This is a genomic window from Nocardioides sp. Iso805N, assembly GCF_000364605.1.
In the GTDB taxonomy this organism is placed as follows: domain Bacteria; phylum Actinomycetota; class Actinomycetes; order Propionibacteriales; family Nocardioidaceae; genus Nocardioides.
The window spans coordinates 562,935-585,051 of record NZ_KB822576.1 but is presented as its reverse complement, the minus strand read 5'-3'; the positions used below and the strand labels follow the sequence as shown (position 1 = coordinate 585,051).

22 protein-coding genes and 3 tRNA genes are annotated in these 22,117 nt (G+C 70.8%); 14 read left to right on the top strand and 11 right to left on the bottom strand.

The window, feature by feature from the left end; genetic code table 11:
• Positions 1–14: 14 nt before the first annotated feature.
• Positions 15–746: a M23 family metallopeptidase gene (locus tag H036_RS26045; RefSeq protein WP_157417104.1), complete on the bottom strand. Its 732-nt coding sequence runs from the start codon at positions 744–746 to the stop codon at positions 15–17.
• Positions 747–768: 22 nt separating this feature from the next.
• Here H036_RS26045 and H036_RS0107090 point away from each other — a divergent pair, with 22 nt between their 5' ends.
• A complete protein-coding gene (locus H036_RS0107090) occupies positions 769–2,190 on the top strand; it encodes an amidase (protein ID WP_017934090.1) in 1,422 nt (473 codons plus the stop codon).
• A 101-nt stretch (positions 2,191–2,291) separates the two neighbouring features.
• Here the strand turns inward: H036_RS0107090 and H036_RS0107085 are convergent, their stop codons facing one another.
• From H036_RS0107085 to H036_RS0107070, 4 genes are read right to left on the bottom strand one after another with little or no spacing between them, the layout of a single operon-like run.
• The gene (locus H036_RS0107085; RefSeq protein ID WP_017934089.1) at positions 2,292–3,452 is read right to left on the bottom strand and encodes a GGDEF domain-containing protein; all 1,161 of its coding nucleotides are present in this window, start codon (positions 3,450–3,452) and stop codon (positions 2,292–2,294) included.
• A gap of 31 nt (positions 3,453–3,483) precedes the next feature.
• On the bottom strand, positions 3,484–4,071 hold the full coding sequence (locus H036_RS0107080; protein ID WP_017934088.1) for an energy-coupling factor transporter transmembrane component T family protein: 588 nt from the start codon (positions 4,069–4,071) through the stop codon (positions 3,484–3,486).
• Positions 4,068–4,748, bottom strand: a complete 681-nt coding sequence (locus H036_RS0107075; RefSeq protein WP_017934087.1) for an energy-coupling factor ABC transporter ATP-binding protein — start codon at positions 4,746–4,748, stop codon at positions 4,068–4,070. Before H036_RS0107075 ends, H036_RS0107080 begins: the two co-directional genes overlap by 4 nt.
• Positions 4,741–5,352: a biotin transporter BioY gene (locus H036_RS0107070; RefSeq protein ID WP_017934086.1), complete on the bottom strand. Its 612-nt coding sequence runs from the start codon at positions 5,350–5,352 to the stop codon at positions 4,741–4,743. The genes H036_RS0107075 and H036_RS0107070 overlap by 8 nt, the downstream gene beginning before the upstream one ends.
• 111 nt (positions 5,353–5,463) lie before the next feature.
• On the opposite strand from H036_RS0107070, the gene H036_RS0107065 reads away from it, so the two are divergent.
• On the top strand, positions 5,464–6,021 hold the full coding sequence (locus H036_RS0107065) for a TetR family transcriptional regulator (RefSeq protein ID WP_026145859.1): 558 nt from the start codon (positions 5,464–5,466) through the stop codon (positions 6,019–6,021).
• Between the two features lie 124 nt (positions 6,022–6,145).
• Here the strand turns inward: H036_RS0107065 and H036_RS0107060 are convergent, their stop codons facing one another.
• Entirely contained in the window at positions 6,146–6,979 is an 834-nt protein-coding gene (locus H036_RS0107060; RefSeq protein ID WP_017934084.1) for a hypothetical protein, read from the bottom strand.
• A 98-nt stretch (positions 6,980–7,077) separates the two neighbouring features.
• Here H036_RS0107060 and H036_RS0107055 point away from each other — a divergent pair, with 98 nt between their 5' ends.
• Positions 7,078–7,563 carry a glutathione peroxidase gene (locus tag H036_RS0107055; protein WP_017934083.1) on the top strand — a complete coding sequence of 162 codons (486 nt, stop codon included), beginning with the start codon at positions 7,078–7,080 and terminating at the stop codon, positions 7,561–7,563.
• Positions 7,564–7,590: 27 nt separating this feature from the next.
• Here H036_RS0107055 and H036_RS0107050 read toward each other — a convergent pair whose 3' ends face one another.
• Positions 7,591–9,117, bottom strand: a complete 1,527-nt coding sequence (locus tag H036_RS0107050; protein ID WP_017934082.1) for a glycosyltransferase family 39 protein — start codon at positions 9,115–9,117, stop codon at positions 7,591–7,593.
• Between the two features lie 118 nt (positions 9,118–9,235).
• On the opposite strand from H036_RS0107050, the gene H036_RS0107045 reads away from it, so the two are divergent.
• The 6 genes from H036_RS0107045 to H036_RS0107020 all read left to right on the top strand — a co-directional run bounded on the left by H036_RS0107045 (position 9,236) and on the right by H036_RS0107020 (position 13,105).
• Positions 9,236–10,057, top strand: coding sequence for a fumarylacetoacetate hydrolase family protein (locus H036_RS0107045; RefSeq protein WP_017934081.1), 822 nt, complete (start codon positions 9,236–9,238; stop codon positions 10,055–10,057).
• Positions 10,054–11,532 (top strand): glutamate--tRNA ligase, encoded by a 1,479-nt coding sequence (gene gltX, locus H036_RS0107040; RefSeq protein WP_017934080.1) that lies wholly within the window; start codon positions 10,054–10,056, stop codon positions 11,530–11,532. The genes H036_RS0107045 and gltX overlap by 4 nt, the downstream gene beginning before the upstream one ends.
• A gap of 8 nt (positions 11,533–11,540) precedes the next feature.
• Positions 11,541–12,500, top strand: coding sequence for a CPBP family intramembrane glutamic endopeptidase (locus tag H036_RS0107035; protein ID WP_017934079.1), 960 nt, complete (start codon positions 11,541–11,543; stop codon positions 12,498–12,500).
• 55 nt (positions 12,501–12,555) lie between these two features.
• Positions 12,556–12,627: transfer RNA gene (locus tag H036_RS0107030), tRNA-Gln, on the top strand.
• 35 nt (positions 12,628–12,662) lie between these two features.
• Positions 12,663–12,738: transfer RNA gene (locus H036_RS0107025), tRNA-Glu, on the top strand.
• Positions 12,739–13,029: 291 nt separating this feature from the next.
• Positions 13,030–13,105, top strand: a tRNA-Glu gene (locus H036_RS0107020).
• A gap of 74 nt (positions 13,106–13,179) precedes the next feature.
• Here H036_RS0107020 and H036_RS22055 read toward each other — a convergent pair.
• On the bottom strand, positions 13,180–14,442 hold the full coding sequence (locus H036_RS22055; RefSeq protein WP_017934078.1) for an LCP family protein: 1,263 nt from the start codon (positions 14,440–14,442) through the stop codon (positions 13,180–13,182).
• A 136-nt stretch (positions 14,443–14,578) separates the two neighbouring features.
• Here H036_RS22055 and H036_RS0107010 point away from each other — a divergent pair, with 136 nt between their 5' ends.
• On the top strand, positions 14,579–16,042 hold the full coding sequence (locus H036_RS0107010) for a DNA-3-methyladenine glycosylase 2 family protein (protein WP_017934077.1): 1,464 nt from the start codon (positions 14,579–14,581) through the stop codon (positions 16,040–16,042).
• Positions 16,042–16,521 (top strand): methylated-DNA--[protein]-cysteine S-methyltransferase, encoded by a 480-nt coding sequence (locus H036_RS0107005; protein WP_017934076.1) that lies wholly within the window; start codon positions 16,042–16,044, stop codon positions 16,519–16,521. The genes H036_RS0107010 and H036_RS0107005 overlap by 1 nt, the downstream gene beginning before the upstream one ends.
• Positions 16,522–16,574: 53 nt before the next feature.
• On the opposite strand, the gene H036_RS0107000 is transcribed toward H036_RS0107005, so the two are convergent.
• Together H036_RS0107000 and H036_RS0106995 are read right to left on the bottom strand one after the other, a co-directional pair.
• Entirely contained in the window at positions 16,575–17,117 is a 543-nt protein-coding gene (locus tag H036_RS0107000; RefSeq protein ID WP_017934075.1) for an NUDIX hydrolase, read from the bottom strand.
• Positions 17,118–17,249: 132 nt separating this feature from the next.
• Positions 17,250–17,969, bottom strand: coding sequence for an IclR family transcriptional regulator (locus H036_RS0106995; RefSeq protein ID WP_026145857.1), 720 nt, complete (start codon positions 17,967–17,969; stop codon positions 17,250–17,252).
• Positions 17,970–18,084: 115 nt separating this feature from the next.
• Between H036_RS0106995 and leuC the strand changes: the two genes are divergently transcribed.
• The 3 genes from leuC (at position 18,085) to H036_RS22050 (ending at position 21,307) form a co-directional block, all read left to right on the top strand.
• Positions 18,085–19,497 (top strand): 3-isopropylmalate dehydratase large subunit, encoded by a 1,413-nt coding sequence (gene leuC, locus H036_RS0106990; protein ID WP_017934073.1) that lies wholly within the window; start codon positions 18,085–18,087, stop codon positions 19,495–19,497.
• A 34-nt stretch (positions 19,498–19,531) separates the two neighbouring features.
• Positions 19,532–20,131, top strand: a complete 600-nt coding sequence (leuD, locus tag H036_RS0106985) for a 3-isopropylmalate dehydratase small subunit (RefSeq protein ID WP_017934072.1) — start codon at positions 19,532–19,534, stop codon at positions 20,129–20,131.
• A 177-nt stretch (positions 20,132–20,308) separates the two neighbouring features.
• Positions 20,309–21,307: an HU family DNA-binding protein gene (locus H036_RS22050; protein WP_232421816.1), complete on the top strand. Its 999-nt coding sequence runs from the start codon at positions 20,309–20,311 to the stop codon at positions 21,305–21,307.
• Between the two features lie 88 nt (positions 21,308–21,395).
• Here H036_RS22050 and H036_RS0106975 read toward each other — a convergent pair whose 3' ends face one another.
• Positions 21,396–22,049: a 2-phospho-L-lactate guanylyltransferase gene (locus H036_RS0106975; RefSeq protein ID WP_026145856.1), complete on the bottom strand. Its 654-nt coding sequence runs from the start codon at positions 22,047–22,049 to the stop codon at positions 21,396–21,398.
• Positions 22,050–22,117 lie beyond the last annotated feature (68 nt).

Here is a 22,117-nt window from a genome sequence, read left to right as displayed (position 1 = left end):
TCTGCCTAGGGCGCTCAGGACGGGTGCAGCATCAACCAGGCGCTCGGGTCGACGGCGCTCGTGTACGAGCCACCGGGCGGCCGCACCTCGAAGTGCAGGTGGCAGCCGTCGGGTGCGCCGGAATCGGAGGCGAGTGCGATCCGCTGACCGACGCGGACGTGCTCGCCGGCCCGGACGAAGACCTCTCGGGCGTGGCCGATCACCACGTCGTGCTGGCCCTCGGGACCGGCGATCCGCAGGCGCAGCGGATGGACGCCGTACGCCGGGCCCGGGGTGCCGGGAGCCGACGGCGAGAGCACGGTGCCCGCCAGGCCGGCCCGGATCGGCGTGCCGCACGGCATGGCCACGTCGATGCCGTGGTGGAAGCCCTGCTTGCCGGGGCAGCGCGGGTCGTGGTCGTACCAAGGCGAGCCGTTGCAGCCGAAGCCGATCATGATCCGGTGCACGCCGCTGAACCAGGGCGAGGAGTACCAGTGCCGGTCGGCCGTATAGAAGCGCCAGCGCGGGTCTGGGCCGGACTCGTGCCGGGCCGCTGTGGCGCTCGCCGCTGGACTCGTCGCTGGGATCGTCGGGACGGACTCCGAGGCTGAGACTGCGGCTGTGCCAGCCGAGGGAACGCTGGGCGAGGGAACGCTGGTCGCGACGCGTTGCGACGTACGTGTCGCGGGGGCGGGCGAGGAGCCGCACCCGGCGACGCCGACGGACGCCGCCACGAGCGACAGGGCGACGAGCGTGGTGCGAAGCACGCGACCACCCTAGGCTGATGAGGTGACCGAGCTGCACGATCTCACGGCCCTCGAGCAGGGTGAGCTGATCCGCCGGTGCGAGGTGTCCCCGGCCGAGCTGGCCGAGCACTACCTGGACCGGATCGACCGGCTCGACATCGGGTCGGACCACCCGCTCGGAGCATTCGTCACGCTCGCGCAGGAGCACATCTCGACCTGCGCGCGCGAACTGGCGATCAGGCCGGTCGGCGCCGACCCGCTGTGGGGCGTGCCGACCGCGATCAAGGACCTCAACCCGACCAAGGGCGTGCGCACCATGTTCGGGTCGGCGGCCTTCGCCGACTTCGTCCCGGAAACGTCCGACAACATCGCGCTCTCGATCGAGGCCGCCGGGATGATCAGCCTGGGCAAGACGAACACCCCTGAGTTCGGCAGCCCCTGCTACACCGAGCCCGACGTGGCTCCGCCGGCTGTGACGCCGTGGGATCGCCGGCACATCGCCGGCGGCTCGAGCGGGGGAGCGGCGGCCGCCGTCGCGGCCGGGCTGGTGCCGGTGGCGCACGGCTCCGACGGCGGTGGCTCCATCAGGATCCCGGCCTCCTGCTGCGGGCTGGTGGGCCTCAAGCCCACCCGCGGCCGGATCTCCTCCGGTCCGATGTACGGCGACCCGGTCGGGCTCTCCACCTCCGGGTCGCTGGCGCGGACGGTGCGCGATGCGGCTGCGTTCCTCGACGTGCTGGCCGGGCGTCGTACGGGCGATCCGTTCTGGGCGCCCGAGCCGACGGAGACGTTCCTCGAGGCGTGCGACAGGGTGCCGGGCCAGTTGCGGATCGCTCGGTTCGTCGAGCCGGTGATCGCCGACGCCGCGGTCCACCCGGAGTGCATGGAGGCCTACGAGGGCGCATCCCGGCTGCTGGAGGACCTCGGCCACGTCATCGAGGACGTGCCGGTCCCGCTGCCCCGCGAGGCGGTCCCCGTCTTCGAGACCTGCTGGGCCGTGCTGACCGCCCTGTCCGTCACGCCGTTGCCGCCGGAGCGACGCGACCTCATCCGTCCGCTCACCCGTTGGCTGACCGAGCGCGGCGAGGCGGTGTCGGGGCCGGAGTTCGGGCTGGCGATCGGGCAGATGCGGCGGTTCGCGGCGGGAGCGCTGCAGGCGCTGGCGCCGTACGACGCGGTCCTCACCCCGACCTTGGCGACTCCGCCGCCGCTGGTCGGGCAGCTGCGCGACGACGCCGATCCGAGCCGCGACTTCGAGGCACAGAAGCGCTTCACGCCGTGGACCAGCGCCTGGAACGTCACCGGCATGCCCGCCGTCTCGTTGCCGCTGCACTGGAGCGCCTCCGGTCTGCCGGTCGGCGTGATGCTGGCCGCGCGGCCCGGCGAGGAGGAGCTGCTGCTCTCGTTGGCCGCCCAGGTCGAGGCGGCCGCGCCCTGGGGCGACAGGCGGCCTCCGGGCTGGTGACCCGGCTCTTGGCCGTCCTGGGGTAGTCCGGGGCGCAAATCAGCCTTACTGGCCGGTAAGCCCTGATTTCCGCCCCGGACTATCCCAGGGACCCAGAGGGCTCAGGCCCGCACGACCCGCGAGCGTCCCTCGGACTTGGCCCGGTAGAGAGCCTTGTCGGCGCGCTCGAGGACCGTCGGGAGGGGCTCGCCGCGACGCGCCTCGACCATGCCGATGCTGACGGTGGGGACTCGGCCGTCAGCCAGGTGCACGGCGTGCTGGAACTCCGCGATCATGGTCCGCAGCAGGTCCTCGGCGTACTCCCAGCTGGTCGTGGCGAAGACCAGCGCGAACTCCTCGCCGCCGAGCCGGCCCCACAGCGCCCGCTGACCGAGAGTGGTCCGGGCCGACCAGCCGAAGGCGCGCAGGACGTCGTCGCCCGCCGCGTGGCCGAGCTGGTCGTTGACCAGCTTGAAGTGGTCGAGGTCGGCCATCGCCACGATGGTCATCTCGCCCGGGCGGCTCAGGCGGGGGAGCGCCACCCCGGCGCGGTCGCGGAACTCCTGCGCACGCAGTAGGCCGGTGAGTTGGTCGTAGACGGCGCGCTGGCGCAGGTCGTCGATCTGCTGCTGGGTGCTCAGCGAGGACATGCTGAAGGAGACGGTGACCAGCTGCGCCAGTAGCAGCACCGTGGTCGGCGCCGAGCCGAACGTCTGCTTGAAGAGCTCGCTGTCGGCGCCCTCGACCGTGAAGGCGATGGCGCGGCCGGCGTAGAAGACGGTGATGATCACCGAGGCGAGCGCCAGGGCGCGGATGAGCACACCGGAGACCGACAGGGTGCGGGCGGGCTGGTCGGAGCCGAAGGCGGCGAGGACCAGCTCGCGGGTGGTGGCGGCGAACGCGGCCGTCATCAGCACGAGGAACACCAGGCCACCGGCCCAGACGTCGTGGCCCGGGTCGTCGACCGCGCCGGCGAGGACCGCCAGCAAGGGGAGCGGGAGCAACCACCGCCACCGGACCGGCTTGGTGCGCAGCGATCGGGCCGCGCACCAGGCCGCCTCAGCGCCGGCCACGGCGAAACCGTTGCCGATCGGGTTCAGCACCGGCTGGCCCGAGGTGCCGTTGGCCAGGTAGGCCGCGGAGCTCACCAGGAAGAGCAGCAGGGAGACCGTCCACCAGCCCGAGAACGGAGCGCGCGTCGGCAGGTAGGCGCCGATGTAGAAGAGGACGACAAGTACGCCGGCGATCACGCTGAACGTGATCCGCAGCGTGTCGATGTCCACGGGTCCTCCGTCGGGCTGGCTCGTCTGGAGCCTAGTCTCCGATGCCCCGTGCCTGGAGTGCGGCACCCTTCTCGTGGGCACGAGCGACCACCCGGATCACGAATGGCGTGAGCAGTGCCCGCGGGCTGCGCTCGAGACCGCGGGTCCGAGCCGCGTCACGGGTCTCCCGGGCGAGCGTGATCGTGCCGGGGATCGCCTCCACCGCCATGCTGATGACCAGCCCGACCCGCTCCGGGTCGACGCCGAACCGGCGCATCGGCCCCGCCCAGCGCACGAAGGCCTCCAGCATGTCGCCGACCGGGGTCGTCGCGGTCAGCAGCACGCCGAGCAGGGCCAGGGTGGTGAGGTCGAGCAGGGACTCCAGCGCACGGGCCGGACCGATCCACCACCACTGCAGTGCGGCCACCACGACGGCGAAGAGCACGATGCCGCGCAGCGTGCGAAGCAGCGTGCGGGCCGGAACCCTGGTGCTCACCGCGAGCACGAGGACGAACCCGAGCAGCGCCGCCGCGGACCGTACGCCGTGCAGCGCCACCGTGGTGATGCTCAGCGCGATCAGCGTCAGCATCTTGGCGCCGACCGGCAGCCGGGTCGCCCAGGAATCGGTGATCGGCGTCATACCGTCGCCTCGTAGCGGGCGACCGCCACCTCGGCGGGCCCGTCGAAGGCGATCCGACCGTCCTCGACCAGCAGGACCCGGTCGCAGCGGCGTACGAGGTCCAGGTCGTGGGTGAGCAGGATCAGCTGCTGCTCCAGGCCGAACAGGGTGTCGGCGACCAGGCGGGTGTTGCGCAGGTCCAGCAGCGTGGTCGGCTCGTCGGCGACCAGCAGGTCGGGATCGGTGGCGAGTACGCCGGCCAGCGCCAGCAGCTGACGCTGGCCGCCCGAGAGCGCGTGCACGCTGACATCGGCCCGGTCGGCGAGCCCGTAGCGAGCGAGGATCTGGGACGCGGCCTCGCGGCGGCGTACGCGGTCCTTGATCCGCTTGCGCAGCGAGAGCTCGACGTCCTCGATGCAGGTCGGCATCACCACCTGTGCAGACGGGTCGGTGAAGCAGAAGCCGACGCGACGGCGGACGGCGGCGCCGTTGCGAGCCACGTCGACGCCGTCGACCAACACCCGTCCCGAGGACGGGGTGACCAGCCCGTTGACCAGGCGAGCCAGCGTCGACTTGCCCGACCCGTTGGGACCGATGATGCCGATCCGGTGCTCGGTGAGGCGCAGCGAGATCGGGTGCAGGATGACCCGGTCGTCCGGGGCGCGAACCTCCGCGGCTTCGAGGACGACCTCAGCCACGACGAGCGAGCAGCGCCGGGAAGGCGCGGTGCACCTCCGCCGCGACGATCGCGGCGACGGCGGCCTTGACGATGTCGCCGACCCAGTACGCCGCGTCGATGCTCGCGGCCTTGTGCCAGCTGAGGTCGAGCACGATCCGCAGCCCGACGATGCCACCGAGGTGGTTGACGACCGTGGCGACCAGGGCGGCGATGAACAGGAAGACCGCCCGGGTGCGCTGGCGGGGCAGGACGTACTGCGCCAGTGCGCCGGCGACGACGGCGGCCAGGGCGAAGGAGTAGAGGTAGCCGGCCGACGCGCCGGTGAACGCCGAGGCGCCGGAGCTGTGCTCGGCGAAGACCGGGAGGCCGGCCAGGCCGATCAGGAAGTAGAGCCCCACCGCGAGCAGTGCGCGCCAGGGGCCCAGCACCAGGCCGGTGAGCAGCACCGCGAAGGTCTGCAGCGTGATCGGGACGCCGGCACCTCCGACGGGGATCGCGGCCGCGTAGGAGCAGACCGCGATCAGCGCGGTGAAGCTGGCCACGAGGGCGAGGTCGGTGGTGCTGAGGCGGCGCGGGCGGTGAGCGGTCACATCCGTGCTGGGCTCTGCGGTGGCGGCATTCATCGGGTCTCCTGAGCTGGACTGAACGTTGTTCAGGTTAACGGTGTTCAGGTTAGGGTGGCGCGGTCCGGTCAGGCAACCGGGGTCCATCAGGTGATCAGCTCGGAGGGACGGATGCGGTACCGCCGCGAAGAGATCGTCGTGCGTGCGCTCGAGGTGCTGGACGGCTACGGCTTGGCCGACCTGACCATGCGGCGCCTCGGCTCCGAGCTCGGCGTACAGCCCTCAGCGCTTTACCACCACTTCGCCAACAAGCAGACCCTGCTCGCGGCGATGGCCGACGAGCTGCTCCGCCGGGCGCCGTGGCCGGCGGAGGGGGCGTGGGTCGACCGGGTCGGGGCGATCTGCACCGTGCTGCGCGACCAGCTGCTGGCCTATCGTGACGGCGCCGAGCTGGTCGCCACCGTGCACTCCTTCGGTCTGGGCGCACGGGAGCCGGGTGCGCTGCTGGAGAAGGCACTGGTCGAGGGCGGCATCGGCGAGCTCGCGCCGACGGCGGTGCGGACGCTACTGCACTTCGTCTACGGCCATGCCGTCGACGAGCAGACCCATCTGCAGGCCGCCGCTGCTGGTGCGATCGACGACGACCCACGCGACGGGGACGACTTCGGTGTCGGGCTGGGCATCGTGATCGCCGGGATCCAGGTGGTCAGGGCTGCGGCGGGTTCCTGAGTCGCTCCGCCGCCGACGCCACCTGCCCGGCGGGGGATGGCGCCGGCGCGAAATCAGCACCTTGGCGCGTAAGTGACAGCGGCGCCCTCCGGCAGGGTGCGATTTTCGTGCCGTGGCGGGGAAATCACGGAGCGGAGGCGCCGAGGAGGCGCTCGCAGTCCTCGATCAGCCGCTGCCGCAGCGGCGCCGCACGCTCGGCGAAGCCGCGCTGCGCGGCGACGTACTCCTGTTTGCCCTCGGCCGTCTCGATCCGCACCGGCGTCCACGCCTCCCCGGTCGGGTCGAGGATGACGCCAGACATGTCGTACGGCGCGGCGCGCATGTCCATGATCCGCACGTCCCACGCCAGCTCGAAGCAGTCCGCGATGAGATCGGAGGCGATCAGCGGGAAGAGGCGGAAGGCGTGCTTGTAGAGGTCCATCGTGCCGTGCAGACAGCCCGGCTGCTCGAAGTCGGCGCGGTCGTCGCGGCCTGGGCGCAGCGCGTTGAGGCCGACCGCCTCGGGAGTGAAGAAGCGGTAGGCGTCGAAGTGCGAGCATTGGATCCGGTGGGTGTCCACCACGGCGTCGGTCGCGGAGGCGCCCAGCCGCAGCGGCTGCGGGTGTCGGGTCTCGTCGGCGCGATAGACCATCGCCCACTCGTGCAGCCCGAAGCAGCCGAAGCTCGCTGGCCGCGAAGCAGTGGCGCGCAGCAGCCGCCGGAGCGTGCTGACCAGCATGCGCTTGTCCTCGGGCAGCGAGGTCGTGCCGGGCGTCCAGCGCAGCAGCTGCGCGGGCCGGAACGCGTAGTAGGTGAAGAGGAAGTCGTGCACCGGGTGCTTGATGCCCGCCTTGCGGCGGGCCAGGTGTGGCGCGACGTAGGGGAGCAGCCGCTCGCGGTGGGCGAGGGCGCGTGCCTCCTCGTCCTCCGGCAGCTCCGGCAGATCCCGCAGCTCCCGCTGGCCCAGCACCGACGTCACCGGACGAGGGTAACGACCAGTCCGGTCTGGTCACGACTCCGAATCATCGGCAGGGTAGGTGTGACGGCGCCGTTCGGCGCCCAGAGCAGAGGAGCGTCATGGCGACACTGTCGGACTTCCGGGCCACCCGGCTCGACGGCTCGGAGGAGCCGCTGTCGGACTACGCGGGCAAGGTCGTGCTGGTGGTCAACACCGCCTCGAAGTGCGGGTTCACCCCGCAGCTCGAGGGGCTGGAGAGCCTGTGGCAGACGTACGGCGAGCGCGGTCTGGTCGTGCTCGGCTTCCCCTGCAACCAGTTCGGCAACCAGGAGCCCGGCACGGCGGACGAGATCGGGGACTTCTGCCAGCGCAACTATGGCGTGAGCTTCCCGATGTTCGCCAAGGTCGACGTCAACGGCGACCACGCCGACCCGCTCTACCGCTGGCTGCGCTCGCAGGCGCGCGGCGTCCTGGGCAGCAAGGTGCGGTGGAACTTCACCAAGTTCCTCCTCGACCCCGACGGCGTGGTGGTGCGGCGCTTCGGCTCCGCCACCAAGCCCGACAAGATCGCGCCGGCCATCGAGGCGCTGCTGCCGGTGGCGTGACCGGCGCCGGTTGCAGGGGAGCGCGGACTAGTTGAAGTGCTGCAGCCGCGGCCACAGCACCGACCACGGCTGGCTCGGGCGGCAGACCATGATCGGCAGGCCTTGCTCCTGGTTGTCCAGCTCCACCCCGTCGTCGACCGTCGCGCGCCGCACACAGTCGGAGAAGTACGGCGCAGCATCGCTCGGCCCGTCGAATCCGATCAGCACGACCGGGGTCGCCCCGTCGGCCGGCCTGCCCCACAGGCTGAAGCCGTTGTGCCCGCTGTAGGCACGCGGCAGCCCGGCGGACCGACCCAGCAGCTGCACCGCAGCCGCCTCGCCGTAGTTCCGGGTGAAGATGACCGCCCGGTCGCGCTGGGCCGGCGTCAGCCCCTGCCACACCCCGGCGACCGTGTCGACGAACCGCGGCCAGCCCACCGTCTCGCCCTGGTCGGGGTTCAGCGCCATCACCGCGCTGCCCTGCAGGCGGGAGGCGGGCAGCAGCGGGAGGGCGATCAGGGCGCTGATCATCGCGGAGACGACCACGGCGGTGACGAGAACGGTCGAGCGCGCCCTGCCGCGGCGTACCCAGGCGGCGACCGGCACCGCTCCCAGGCCGAGCAGTGCCGGATAGAGGCTGGCGAGGTAGTACGCCTTGCCGTCGCCGAGGAGGTAGAGCGCGCCCGCGACCAGGTAGGTCACCGGCACGAAGCGCAGCAGGCGCAGCACCGACCCCGGGGTCGCCCGCCAGGGCGCGACCAGCCCGGCGACCCAGACCGGCACCAGCACCGGGCTGACCATGATCAGCTGGAACGGAATGAACCCGATCCGGCCGCCCTCGGCGGATCCGCCGATGTTGCCCATCACCGTGACCTGTGGCCAGCCGTGCGCCGCCTGCCACAGCACGTACGGCGCGGCGATCACCAGCGCCAGCGTCGTACCTCCCCACAACCAGGGCGAGCGCAGCGGCCATCGTGGCCCGACCACCGCCAGCGCGCCGACCAGCACGACCGCGACGAACGCCACCTGGGGCTTGGCCTGGGTGCCGACCCCGACGGCGATCCCGGACAGGAGGAGGTAGGAGGGGCGGTGCCGGGCGAGCGCGCGCACGACCAGCCAGAACAGGGCGGTGGTGGAGAGCAGGTCGAAGGTCGTGGTGGTGACGAAGTGACCGGTCGCCAAGGTGAAGCCGGAGCAGGCGGTGCAGGCGGCGGCGATCGTCTGGGCGACCCGACCGCCGCGCACCTCGCGGGCGATGTCACCGGCCATCAGCGTGGTCGCGGCAGCCGCGAGTGCCGACGGCAGCCGCAGCAGGAGCAGCGAGCCGGGAGCCAGCCAGTCCATCGCCCGGCAGATCAGCGGCACGAGCGGCGGCTGGTCGGGGTAGCCGAAGGCCGGATGGCCGCCGGCGACGATGAAGTACATCTCGTCGCGGTGGTAGCCGTAGCGCGTGCTGGCCGCGAGCAGCACGACGAGCTGGACGACGGCGATCGCCACCACGGCGGGGGCCAGCCGGTGGGACACGGGCCGGTCGGCGACGTCGTCCGAGCTCCCGGTGGGTCTGATCAGCTCCATCGCGCCTCCATCGCGCCTCCGTCGCGGTGAGCGGCTCGGGTCCAGTGTGCGCCTGTCCGCGGACCGGCGCACCTGTGCCGAGGTCGGCCCGACGGCGCCGAGTCGATAGGCTCACGGTGTGCGCATCGCCCGATTCACCACAGGAGACGAGCCGCTCTTCGGCATCGTGACCGGCGACCTCGACGAGTACGGCCAGCCCGATCCGGACGCCCAGGTGGTGGCCCTGGCCGGCGACCCGATCTACGCCGGGGTCAACCCGATCGACCAGACCTACCGTTTCGAGGACGTCAAGCTGCTCGCGCCGGTCATCCCGCGCAGCAAGGTGGTCGCGATCGGCAAGAACTACGCCGACCACGTCGCGGAGATGAAGAACGTGACGGGCGGGGAAGCTCCCACGGAGCCGATGTTCTTCCTCAAGCCGAACACGTCGGTCATCGGCCCCCGCGACGCCATCGTCTACCCGCCGCAGAGCGAGAACGTCCACTTCGAGGGCGAGCTCGCGATCGTCATCGGCCGGATCTGCAAGGACGTCCCCGCGGAGCGCGCCGCCGAGGTCATCTACGGCTGGACCATCGCCAACGACGTCTCCGCGCGGGACCTGCAGGTCGCGGACAAGCAGTGGAGCCGGGCCAAGGGGTTCGACACGTTCTGCCCGCTCGGCCCCTGGATCGACACCGACCTCACCCTGGAGGACGTCAAGAACGGCCTGCGCGTGCAGACCTTCCTCGAGGGTGACCTCAAGCAGGACGGCAACACCCGCGACCTGCTGTTCGACGTACCCGCGATCATCGCGCACGTCACTGCCGCGATGACGCTGCTGCCGGGCGACGTCATCCTCACCGGTACGCCGGCGGGCGTCGGGCCCATGCAGCCCGGCCAGGAAGTGGAAGTCTCGATCGAGCGCCTCGGTGCGCTCACGAACATGGTGGTGAAGAAGTGAGCGACAAGATCCCTGGCGTCCGCGTGCGGATGGCCCCCAGCCCGACCGGCAGCCCGCACGTCGGCCTGGTCCGCACGGCCCTGTTCAACTGGGCGTTCGCGCGCCACCACGGCGGCACCTTCGTCTTCCGGATCGAGGACACCGACAAGGAGCGCAGCACCGATGAGTCGCTCAACGCGATCATCGACCTGATGCACTGGCTCGGTCTGGAGTGGGACGAGGGCCCCGAGGTCGGCGGCCCGCACGGTCCCTACTTCCAGAGCCAGCGCTCCGAGCTGTACGCCGACGCCCTCGCCCGGCTGCTCGAGGCAGGCCACGCCTACCCGTGCTTCTGCACCAACGAGGAGGTCGAGGCACGCCGCAAGGAGTCCGGCTCCAAGGTGATGGGCTACGACGGCTTCTGCCGCAACCTGGACGCCGAGACGATCGCGACGTACAACGCCGAGGGCCGTGCGAGCGTGCCGCGGCTGCGGATGCCGGACGGCTCGATCACCTGGAACGACCTGGTTCGTGGCGAGGTCACCTTCGAGACCAGGTTCGTGCCCGACTACGCCCTGGCCCGCGCCAACGGCGACCCGCTCTACACGCTGGTCAACCCCGTCGACGACGCGTACATGGAGATCACCCACGTGCTGCGCGGCGAGGACCTGCTCTCCTCGACGCCCCGTCAGATCGCCCTGTACGCCGCGCTGCGCGATGTCGGGATCGCGAAGCTGACCCCGGAGTTCGGGCACCTGCCGTACGTGCTGGGCGAGGGCAACAAGAAGCTCTCCAAGCGCGACCCGGAGGCGCATGCGCTGGCCTACCGCGAGCAGGGCTTCGTGCCCGAGGGTCTGCTCAACTACCTCGCACTGCTCGGCTGGGCGATCGCCGCGGACCGCGACATCTTCTCGCTGGAGGAGATGGTGGAGGCGTTCGACATCAAGGACGTCAACCCCAACCCGGCGCGCTTCGACCTGAAGAAGTGCGAGGCCATCAACGCCGCCCACGTGCACCGGCTCTCGGTCGAGGAGATCACCGACCGGGCGCTGCCGTTCCTCAAGCGCGACGGGGTGCTCACCGACCCGGTCAGCCCGGCCGACCAGCAGCTGCTGGAGCTGGCGATGCCGTTCGTCGCCGAGCGGGTCAACAAGCTCACCGAGGTCGGCGAGCTGCTGCGGTTCCTGTTCATCGCCGACGCCGACTTCGCCCTGGACGCGGCCGACCGCGCCAAGCTGGTCGACACCGACGAGGGTCAGGCGGTGATCCAGGCGGCGTACGACGCCCTGCTCCGGGCGGAGCCGTGGTCGGCGGCCCGGATCAGCGACATGCTGCAGCACGCGCTGGTCGAGGAGATGGGGCTCAAGCCGCGGGTCGCCTTCGGGCCTGTCCGGGTGGCCACGACCGGCAAGCGGGTCAGCCCGCCGCTGTACGAGTCGCTGGAGCTGCTCGGCCGCGAGCGGACCCTGGCGCGGCTGCAGAGCGCACTCGGCTGAGGCTGGACGTGCTGCACACTCAGGAGCCCGGACGGGGCCTCGCCTACCACCAGTTGCACCGGGGCGGGCACAACGGCGTCCTCCGCACGCTCCTGGGTGTCTTCGCGCTGCTGGTCCTCACCTTGGTGGTGGCGCAGCTGGTGCTCGAGGGGGCCTTCGCCCTCGGGTACGCCGTGGCAGGTCGCGACGTGTCTGCCGCGATGGATCGGCTCAGCGACACCAAGCACGTCACCCCGCCCGCGTTGGCGTTCCTCAACCTCTCGCTGGCGGCCGCGATCCCGGTCGCGATGCTGGTGACGTGGTCCGTGCACCGGCTGCGCCCGGCCTGGCTGGCATCGGTGCGTCCGCGCATCCGCTGGCGGTGGTTCGGGTTGTGCCTGGCCCTCGCCGTACTGGCGTTGATCGCGACGCTGCTCGTCTCGGCGGTGCTGCCCTCGCAGGGGCCTTCGGACACGAAGGTCGGCGGGGCGCTGAACCACTGGTCCTCGACGATGCGCGACTACCTGCTGGTGATCCTCTTCCTGACGCCGCTGCAGGCGGCGGGGGAGGAGTACGCCTTCCGGGGCTACCTCACCCAGGCCTTCGGCGGGCTGTTCCGGGCGCGCTGGGCGGCGGTGGTGATCCCCGCCTTCCTGTTCGCCCTGGCCCACGGGGGACAGGACGTTCCGGTCTTCTTCGACCGGTTCGCGTTCGGGCTCGTCGCCGGCGTGCTGGTGATCGCGACCGGTGGCCTGGAGGCTGGCATCGCGATGCACGTACTCAACAACTTCCTCGCCTTCGGCCTTGCCCTGGCCTACGGGAACATGAGCGAGACGCTCAACGCTTCCTCGGGCAGCTGGTGGAACATCCCGGTGACCCTCACCCAGTCGCTGGTCTTCCTGGCGCTGGTGCTGTGGGCCGGGCGGCGGAGAGGGCTCCAGACCCGGACCGAGGCACCCGATTTCGCACCGGCAGGGCGGGCCATGTAATCTTTCGTCTCGCGCCAGCCGCTCCGGTGGAGGGCGTGATTGACTAGAAAGTCAATGGGATATGGTGTAATTGGCAACACGACTGGTTCTGGTCCAGTTATTCTAGGTTCGAGTCCTAGTATCCCAGCGGATCCCTCTCCTTCGGAGGGGAGCCACCTGCAAGCCCCCGTCGTCTAGCGGCCTAGGACGTCGCCCTCTCACGGCGGTAACGCCGGTTCAAATCCGGTCGGGGGTACCACGCAGGAAGTGGCCCGGTGCGCGAGCGCCGGGCCGCTTCGCATTTCCGGCAGGAGGCGCGGCGGACGGGGGCGAGGTTGTGACCCCCAGGGGTCAATACCGCACGTTGTACCCCGAAGCTTTGCCCGACAACGTGCGGTTCTGACCCTCAGGGGTCAAAACCGCCCCGCCGCCCGCCCCAGGCCCACGGTGTGACGCGCGCCGCAGCGCTCTGGATTGGCTGCGTGGCCTCCGCAGCCGCTAATGTCTTCTCTCGTTGGCCGGCGGGTGACCGCTCGGACAGCACCTGCAAGCCCCCGTCGTCTAGCGGCCTAGGACGTCGCCCTCTCACGGCGGTAACGCCGGTTCAAATCCGGTCGGGGGTACCACGCAGGAAGAGGCCCGGCGCTGTCAGCGCCGGGCCTCTTCGCTTCGCTCTGGCCGCTGCACGGGCGGCCTGGCCTCAGGCGCAGAGGCCGTACTTCGCGGCGTCCTTGGTCGCCTGCTCCGACGTCTCGGCGCTCGTGCTCCCGGACGGCGACGTCGAGGAGGATGACGAGTCAGACGACGAGTCAGACGACGAGCCGGACGGTACGCCGGAGGCGCTCGCCGTACCCGAGGGCGTCGACGAGCCCGAGGCTGCAGTCGAGTCGGACGTCGTGCCCGCGCCGCCGGCTGAGATTGCCCCGGACGCCAGCGACTGCGAGAGCGGCTTGTCCTGCCGTACGCGCTTCCACATCTTCTTCGCGGCCGGAAGGATCTCGACGCGCCCCCAGACCGGGTCGGTCCTGGGCACGTCGTAGGGCTGGCTCGGGACCGTGATGAACTGGATGTTGGTCAGGTCGATGTCCTTGACCTGCTCGGCGAGCTTGACGAGCTTCTTGACCGAGTCGAACTCCGGGCTGGGGGTCATCGACTTGGTCAGCGAGTTCGCGAACTGCACCAGCTTGTAGGGCTGCGCCAACGTGTCGGCGGAGTGGAGCTTGTCGATCATGGCGGAGATGAAGGCCTGTTGGCGCTTCATCCGCGCGATGTCGGAGCCGTCCAGGCCGTGACCGTAGACGTGCCGGAGCCGGACGTACTTCAAGGCGTTGGTGCCGTTGAGGTGCACGGACTTGCCGGGCTCGAACGTGTACTTCTCGTAGGTCGGGTCGCTCAGCTCGAACGGGATGCACATGTTGACCCCGTGGATCGCGTCGACCATCCCCTTGAAGCCGCCGAAGTTGACCGTGATGTAGCCGTCGACGAAGACGCCGAAGTTCTTCTCCAACTGCTCGGCGGTGCAGTCGGCACCGCCGGCGCTGTAGGCGGCGTTCCACTGCACCAGGCCGGTCTCCTTGTACAGCGAGTGCTCGGTGCAGGCGACCGGCTTGACCAGCGCGTCGCGCGGGATCGAGATGCCGTAGGCCGACTTCCGGTCCGCGGAGATGTGCACCAGGATCGTCGTGTCCGAACCGTCGCCCCCGGGCTCGTTGTCGATCTTGCACCCGGCGCAGTCACGGGTGTCCAGGCCCATCACCAAGATGTTGAGCGGTGCCTTCGGGCCGCTCTGCTTCTTCGTGGTCTCGTGCTTGATCGCCTGGCCGGCGTGGAGGTTGCCGTCGAGGTGCTTGTAGAAGACCGCCACCAGCGTGCCGGTCGCGATGGCGAGCACGAGCAGCGTGCTGGCGATGACGGTGAAGACCGCCCGGCGGTGGTGCGGCGCCATCGGGCCGGTCTGTGACATGTCCGGATCCTGCCAGGTCTGGCTGAGACAGACATGAATGTCTTCGTACTCGCCGGTTCGTGTCGCTCCTGGCCTCCTCGGCGACCGTGTCCGATTCCCGCGAGAAAGACGCCCGTCGGTGGGAGAGGATGGAGCCATGGAACTCGACACCGAAGCCTGCTACCGCGCGGTCTCCTCGCGCGATCGGCGCTTCGACGGCGTCTTCTACACCGCCGTTCGCACCACCGGCATCTACTGCCGTCCCTCGTGCCCGGCACGGACGCCCGCGCTGGCCAACGTCTCCTTCCATCGCAGCGCCGCGGCGGCCCAGGCGGCCGGCTACCGCGCCTGCAAGCGCTGCCTGCCCGACGCCACCCCGGGGAGCCCCGAGTGGGACGTCGCCGCGACCGCTGCCGGACGGGCGATGCGACTCATCGCCGACGGCGTCGTTGATCGCGAAGGCGTCGACGGGCTGGCTCGGCGGATGGGCTACACACCCCGCCACCTCAACAGACTGCTCCTTGCCGAGGTCGGCGCCGGCCCGCTGGCGCTCGCCCGAGCGCGCCGTGCGCAGACCGCACGGGTGCTGATCGAGACCAGTGAGCTCGGGCTCGCCGACGTCGCGTTCGCGGCCGGGTTCGCGAGCGTGCGGCAGTTCAACGACACCGTCCGGGAGGTGTACGCCGCCACGCCGTCGCAGCTGCGCGGCCATCGCTCCCGCGCAGCCGGCAGCGGGGTGATGCACCTGCGCCTGGCCGTGCGGACGCCGTACGCCGGCGCGGCGCTGCTGCGCTTCCTGGCCGACCATGCCGTGCCGGGCGTCGAGGTCGCGGAGGGAACCACCTACGCGCGTACCCTCGACCTCCCGCACGGGCCCGCCGTCGTCGAGCTGGAGCTGAGTGACCTGGCCGGCCCGGGGACGGCTTTCGTGCCGGCGGCCTTCCGGCTGACCGACCTGCGCGACACCGGCGCGGCCGTGGAGCGGGTGCGCCGGATCCTCGACGCCGACTGCGACCCGGTCGCTGTCGGTCAGCACCTCGGCGCGGACCCGGTGCTCGGTGGCCTGGTGGCCGCGACGCCGGGGCTGAGAGTGCCGGGTGCGCCCGACGGCGCCGAGCTCGCGGTGCGCACCATCGTGGGGCAGCAGGTCAGTGTCGCCGGTGCCCGGACGGTGCTGGGCCGGCTCGTCGCCGCCCACGGTGTGCCTTTCGCGTCCGAGATCGACGGGCTGACCCATGTCTTCCCGGCCGCCGAGACCATCGCCGGCATCGATCCCGAGGCGCTGCCGATGCCGCGCTCGCGCGGGCGAGCGCTCAACACCATGGCCGCCGCGATCGTCAGCGGCGAGGTGGCGCTGGATCGCGGCGCGGATCGCGACGCCGTACGCGATGCGCTGCTGGCGCTGCCCGGGATCGGGCCGTGGACCGCCGGCTACATCGCCCTGCGGGCGCTCGGCCACCCGGACGTGTTCCTGCCCTCCGACGTCGGGCTGCGCCGGGCGCTGAACCGCCTCGGGGCCGACTCCGATCTCGACACCGCCGAGGCGGCGTGGCGCCCGTGGCGCTCCTACGCCTCGCTCTACCTGTGGAACTCACTCGACCAAGCCGTGGAGGCAGCCTGATGTGGACCGTGATCGACTCCCCGATCGGGGAGCTGCGACTCGTGGAGGACGACGGCGCGATCGTCGCCATCGACTTCCACCCCTTCGCCTACGCCGACGGCCGGCTGCGCGGCGACCGCGACGACCAGAATCCTGTGCTGGCGGCGTGTGCGGGCCAGCTCGCCGAGTACTTCGCCGGGGAACGCACCACCTTCGACCTGCCGCTCGCGCCGCTCGGCACGGTCTTCCAACAGAAGGTGTGGCAGGAGCTGGTGACGATCGGGTACGGCCGGACCGCGACGTACGGCGAGATCGCGGGGCGACTCGGCCTGACCGGTCACGGCGCGCGTGCGGTCGGCCTGGCCAACGGCCGCAACCCCATCCCGGTGGTGATCCCGTGTCACCGCGTGATCGGGGCGAACGGCTCGCTCACCGGCTACGCGGGCGGTGTGGAACGCAAGCAGCTGCTGCTCGACCTGGAGACCGAGGCGCTCTTCTGAGCCGAGGGGTCAGTTCTCGCAGGTCGAGGGGTCAGCTCTCGCGCGTTGGGTGGTCACTGCACCCGGCCGAGCGCGACGGCGGCGTACATCAGTGCCGCGGCCGTCTCGCCGTCGTGGATCTCGCCGGTGCGCAACAGCTCGAACAGGTCGGCCCAGGCGACGCTCTCGACGCCGGTGATGCCCTCCTCGTCGAGGCCACCGCCATCGGCGACCCGGGTCAGCCCGGTGGCGAGGACGATGTGACCCGGAGCGTTGGACACGCCGTTGAGCGAGTAGACCTCGCTGAGGATGCGCAGCTCGGCGGCGTCGTACCCGGTCTCCTCCAGCAGCTCCCGACGAGCGGCGACCAGGACCGCCTCGCCGTCCGTCCCGCCGGCCGGGATCTCGAGGGAGTCTCGACCGATCGCGTAGCGGCGCTGCCGTACGAGCAGAACCTCGCCCTCATCGGTCACCGGGACGATGAACACCGCCGGATGTTGAAGATCGACGACGCCGTAGATGCCGGGTGAGCCGTCGGGACGCAGTACCTGGTCCTCGCGGACGCTGATCCACGGGTTCGTGTAGACGCGGCGACTGCTCAGTGTCTCCCAGCTCACCGGCACAGCCTACGGACCTCGAGTAGTGAGAAATGGCCCGCGAGTAGTGAGAAATGGCCCGCGAGTAGTGAGAAATGGCCCGCGAGTCTGCGCCTAAGTGCAGACTCGCGGGCCATTTCTACAGATTCGGGGTTATTCGGCGGCGCGACGCAGCGACTCGGAGAGCCGCTCGGCGGCGGCCAGTACGGCGGGGGCGTGCATCTTGCCCGGCTGCCGGGTGAGGCGCTCCAACGGACCGGAGACGGAGACCGCGGCGATGATCTTGCCGCCGGGGGAGCGGACCGGTGCCGAGACCGAGGCGACGCCGGCCTCGCGCTCGCCGATCGACTGCGCCCAGCCGCGGCGGCGGATGCCCGAGAGCGCCGCCGCAGAGAACGCTGCGTTCTGCAGGCCGCGGTGCAGGCGGTCCGGGTCCTCCCAGGCAAGCAGCACCTGGGCAGCCGAACCAGCGCGCATGGTCAGCTGCGAGCCGACCGGGATGGTGTCGCGCAGGCCCGACGGGCGCTCGGCAGCGGCCACGCAGACGCGGAACTCGCCCTGGCGCCGCCACAGCTGCGCCGACTCGCCGGTGATGTCGCGCAGTCGCGCGAGCACCGGGCCGGCGGTCGCCAGCAGCCGGTCCTCGCCGGCCGCCGCGGAGAGCTCCGCCAGCCGCGGGCCGAGCACGAAGCGCCCCTGCATGTCGCGGGCGACGAGGCGATGGTGCTCCAGCGCGACTGCGAGACGATGGGCCGTGGGGCGTGCCAGCCCGGTCGCCGTCACCAGCCCGGCCAAGGTGGCCGGACCGGACTCCAGCGCGGTCAGCACGAGGGCGGCCTTGTCGAGGACGCCCACTCCACTCGATGTGTCCATATGGCAAGACTAAGGTCTCACGGAGTGGAATCGCAAGCGGTGATCGTCCTACCGTGGTGAGCACGGGCGCTGTCAAGGCGGACAGCGGCCGGTTCTGATCAAGGAGCGATGAACCATGGGTAAGACCCTGTCGGAGAAGGTGTGGGACGAGCACGTCGTCCGGTCGACCGCTGGGGAGCCTGACCTCCTCTACATCGACCTCCACCTCATTCACGAGGTGACCAGCCCCCAGGCGTTCGACGGCCTTCGTCTGACCGGTCGCAAGGTACGTCGTCCCGACCTGACCCTGGCCACCGAGGACCACAACGTCCCGACCCTCGACTGGGACAAGCCGATCGCCGACCCGGTGTCCCGCACCCAGGTCGAGACGCTGCGCAAGAACGCCGAGGAGTTCGGCGTACGTCTGCATCCGCTCGGCGACGTCAATCAGGGCATCGTGCACGTCGTCGGCCCGCAGCTGGGCCTGACCCAGCCGGGCATGACGATCGTCTGCGGTGACTCGCACACCTCGACCCACGGCGCGTTCGGCGCGATCGCGTTCGGCATCGGCACCTCCGAGGTCGAGCACGTGCTCGCCACCCAGACGCTGCCGCAGGCCAAGCCGAAGACCATGGCCGTGACCGTGAACGGCTCCCTGCCGGCCGGCGTGACCGCCAAGGACCTCATCCTGACGCTGATCTCCAAGACCGGCACGGGCGGCGGCCAGGGCTACATCGTCGAGTACCGCGGCGAGGCGATCCGGGCGCTCTCCATGGAGGGCCGCATGACGATCTGCAACATGTCGATCGAGTGGGGCGCCAAGGCGGGTCTGATCGCACCCGACGAGACCACCTTCGCCTACATCGAGGGCAAGCCGGAGGCGCCCAAGGGCGCCGACTGGGATGCCGCCGTCGAGCACTGGAAGACGCTCGTCACCGACGAGGACGCCGTCTTCGACGAGGAGATCGTCCTCGACGCCGCCGAGATCACCCCGTTCGTGACCTGGGGGACCAACCCGGGCCAGGGTGCACCGCTGGGCGCCAACGTCCCGAACCCGGCTGACTTCGCCGAGGAGCAGGACCGCGTCGCCGCCGAGAAGGCGCTCGCCTACATGGGCCTCGAGGCCGGTACGCCGCTGCGTGAGGTCAAGGTCGACACCGTCTTCATCGGCTCGTGCACCAACGGCCGGATCGAGGACCTGCGCCTCGCGGCCGAGACGATCAAGGGTCACAAGGTCGCCGACGGCACCCGCCTGCTCGTCGTACCGGGGTCGGTCAAGGTCCGTCTGCAGGCGCAGGAGGAGGGCCTGGACAAGGTCTTCATCGAGGCCGGCGCGGAGTGGCGCGGCGCAGGCTGTTCGATGTGCCTGGGCATGAACCCGGACACCCTGGAGCCGGGCGAGCGCTCCGCCTCCACCTCCAACCGCAACTTCGAGGGGCGGCAGGGCAAGGGCGGTCGCACCCACCTGGTCTCCGTGCCGGTCGCCGCCGCCACGGCCGTGCGCGGCACGCTCTCGGCTCCCGCCGACCTCGCCCCGGCCAACGCCTGACGTCTCGACAAGATCGACGAACGGAAAACTTCTGATGGACAAGTTCACGACTCACACCGGCGTCGGCGTCCCGCTCAAGCGCAGCAACGTCGACACCGACCAGATCATCCCGGCGGTCTACCTCAAGCGGGTCACCCGCTCCGGTTTCGAGGACGGCCTGTTCGCCGCGTGGCGCAACGACCCGGAGTTCATCCTCAACCAGGACGTCTACAAGGCCGGCACTGTGCTGGTCGCCGGACCGGACTTCGGCACCGGCTCCTCGCGCGAGCACGCGGTCTGGGCGCTGCAGAACTACGGCTTCAAGGTGGTGCTCTCCGCTCGCTTCGCCGACATCTTCCGCGGCAACTCGGGCAAGGCCGGCCTGCTCACCGGCCAGGTCGACGAGAAGGTCGTCCAGCGGCTCTGGGACTACCTCGACGACAACCCGGGCGGCGAGATCACCGTCGACCTCGAGTCGCAGACCGTCTCGACCGCCGACGGCTCGGTGACCGACTCCTTCGACGTCGATCCCTACACCAAGTGGCGTCTGCTCAACGGTCTCGACGACATCAGCCTCACCCTCGGCAACGAGGCCGACATCGCGGCCTTCGAGGGCACTCGGCCGACCTGGAAGCCGGTCACGCAGCACGCCTGAGCGGACATCCGGCCTTCGCGGACGCGGGGAGCAACGCCAGTACGGCGGGGCTCCCCGCGTTCTGCTTCTGCAGCGTGATTTCGGGTACGCGGCATGGTGTACGTACCCCAGGTATCTCTAGGGTGCTGGAAGTGCGTCGAGCGACCGGCTCGGCCTGTGGCACGCGAAAGGTTGATCGTGAAGAGGTCTCAGCTCATCGACGCGCTCGCTGCGCGGTTCGAGGGGAACAAGAAGCACGCCACCGAGGCGCTCGACGCGGTGGTCGACACCATCACCCGCGAGGTCGTTCGAGGCGAGAAGGTCGTGATCAAGGGCTTCGGCACCTTCGAGAGGGTGCTCCCGAAGAAGCCCGACGCCAAGAGGTCGGGCAAGGGGAAGAAGTCCAAGAAGGCGGAGAAGCGGTCGTTCGTCCCGCAGTTCAAGGCCGCCAAGGAGCTCAGCGGGGTCGTCTCCGGTGCGATCAAGCTGCCGAAGCTGCCCTCCTCCACCAGCGTCAAGAAGGTCGTCGACCAGGTTCAGGACGCGGTCGAGAACCGGGTCGGCGGTGCCTCAGGAGCAGCGCGCAAGGCTGCAGCGAAGAAGTCGCCGGTGAAGAAGGCCGCCACGACGGCAGCTGTCACCAAGGCGACCGCCACCAAGGTGACACCCGTCCAGAAGGCGACGGCCACCAAGGCGACTCCGGTGCGGAAGGCGACCGCCACCAAGGCTCCCTCGGCCAAGAAGGCCGCGCCGACGAAGGCCGCGACGGCCAAGAAGGCACCGACCAAGACCACCGCCAAGGCCGCCGCGAGCTCGACCGCGTCAGTGCCGGCGACCAAGGCGACGACAGCCAAGAAGGCACCGGCCACCAAGACCGCCGCGACCCAGACTGACGCGACCAGGACCGCCGCAACCAAGGCAACGCCGGCCAAGAAGTCTCCCGCCAAGAAGGCACCGGCCAAGAAGACCCCGGTCAAGCGACCGACGGCCAAGCGGACGACATCCGTCGCCGACCGCACCACGCCATCGCCGGCGACGGGTGCCGCCACCAGCCCGGCGCCGACCCAGACGCCTGCGCCAGCGCCGACCCAGGCGCCGCCCGCGGCTCCGACGCAGACCCTTCCGGCCGCGCCGACGCAGACGCCGCCCGCGGCCCCGACGCAGACCCCTCCGGTTGCGCCGCCGGGACAGTCCTGATCGCTCGCGATCACAGCAGCGGGCCGTCCCACACCGGGGCGGCCCGCCTCGTCGTACGCGGACGGCCTCGACGAGACAGGAATGACCCTCAGACCAGCAGCCCCAGCTGGGCGGCGGCGAGCGTCGTGCGCGGACCCAGCCCGAGCGGTACGACGGCGCGCAGGTCCTCGAGCGTGTCGACGTCGTGCCGCAGCGAGACCAGCTCGCCAGCGAGCGGAACGGCTCCGGAGGCGGCATGCAGCCGCGCCGAGTCGACGCCGTACGACGGGGCGAACGTCGGCAACGGGGCGGAATAGAGCGTGGTGCCGGTCCCGGCCGCGTCGGCGACGTAGCACGGACCCTCGGGAGCGGTCGCGAGGGCGTCCGTCAGGGCGGCGTCCAGATCGGCCGACCGCAGCGCGGGCAGGTCTCCACACAGAGCGACCGGCCGCAGGCGTGGCCAGCGGCGTACGGCCTCCGCCGCCGCCAGCCGCAGCGAACCGTTGAGGTCGTCGGTCACCCCGTCGGGGATCGCGGCGCATCCCAGCGCCACCAAGGAGCTGGCGAAGAGGGCGTCGTCGGTGACGGCCAGCACGGCGCCCACCGACGAGGCACCGAGGCACGCGGTGGCGGTGTCGAGGGCGAACGCCGTTGCCAGCGCGACCCTGCCGGCGTCGGAGAGCGCAGCGCCGCCGGGCAGGCCGACAAGACGCGACTTGCCGCGGGCGGGCGGCTTGACCGGAAGGAGTACGGCGAAGGACATCGCGACCATCTTCCCAACACGCCGACCGTGGCCGCGCCTCACCCCGCCCTCGTGAGACCCACGACCGG

Coding starts and splice junctions, on each gene's coding strand:
- H036_RS0107080 (WP_017934088.1), bottom strand. CDS start 4,071: ATGACGCCGATCACCGATTCCTGGGCGACCCGGCTGCCGGTCGGCGCC.
- H036_RS0107070 (WP_017934086.1), bottom strand. CDS start 5,352: ATGAATGCCGCCACCGCAGAGCCCAGCACGGATGTGACCGCTCACCGC.
- H036_RS0107065 (WP_026145859.1), top strand. CDS start 5,464: ATGCGGTACCGCCGCGAAGAGATCGTCGTGCGTGCGCTCGAGGTGCTG.
- H036_RS0107055 (WP_017934083.1), top strand. CDS start 7,078: ATGGCGACACTGTCGGACTTCCGGGCCACCCGGCTCGACGGCTCGGAG.
- H036_RS0107050 (WP_017934082.1), bottom strand. CDS start 9,117: ATGGAGCTGATCAGACCCACCGGGAGCTCGGACGACGTCGCCGACCGG.
- H036_RS22055 (WP_017934078.1), bottom strand. CDS start 14,442: ATGTCACAGACCGGCCCGATGGCGCCGCACCACCGCCGGGCGGTCTTC.
- H036_RS0107010 (WP_017934077.1), top strand. CDS start 14,579: ATGGAACTCGACACCGAAGCCTGCTACCGCGCGGTCTCCTCGCGCGAT.
- H036_RS0107005 (WP_017934076.1), top strand. CDS start 16,042: ATGTGGACCGTGATCGACTCCCCGATCGGGGAGCTGCGACTCGTGGAG.
- H036_RS0106995 (WP_026145857.1), bottom strand. CDS start 17,969: ATGGACACATCGAGTGGAGTGGGCGTCCTCGACAAGGCCGCCCTCGTG.
- leuC (WP_017934073.1), top strand. CDS start 18,085: ATGGGTAAGACCCTGTCGGAGAAGGTGTGGGACGAGCACGTCGTCCGG.
- leuD (WP_017934072.1), top strand. CDS start 19,532: ATGGACAAGTTCACGACTCACACCGGCGTCGGCGTCCCGCTCAAGCGC.
- H036_RS0106975 (WP_026145856.1), bottom strand. CDS start 22,049: ATGTCCTTCGCCGTACTCCTTCCGGTCAAGCCGCCCGCCCGCGGCAAG.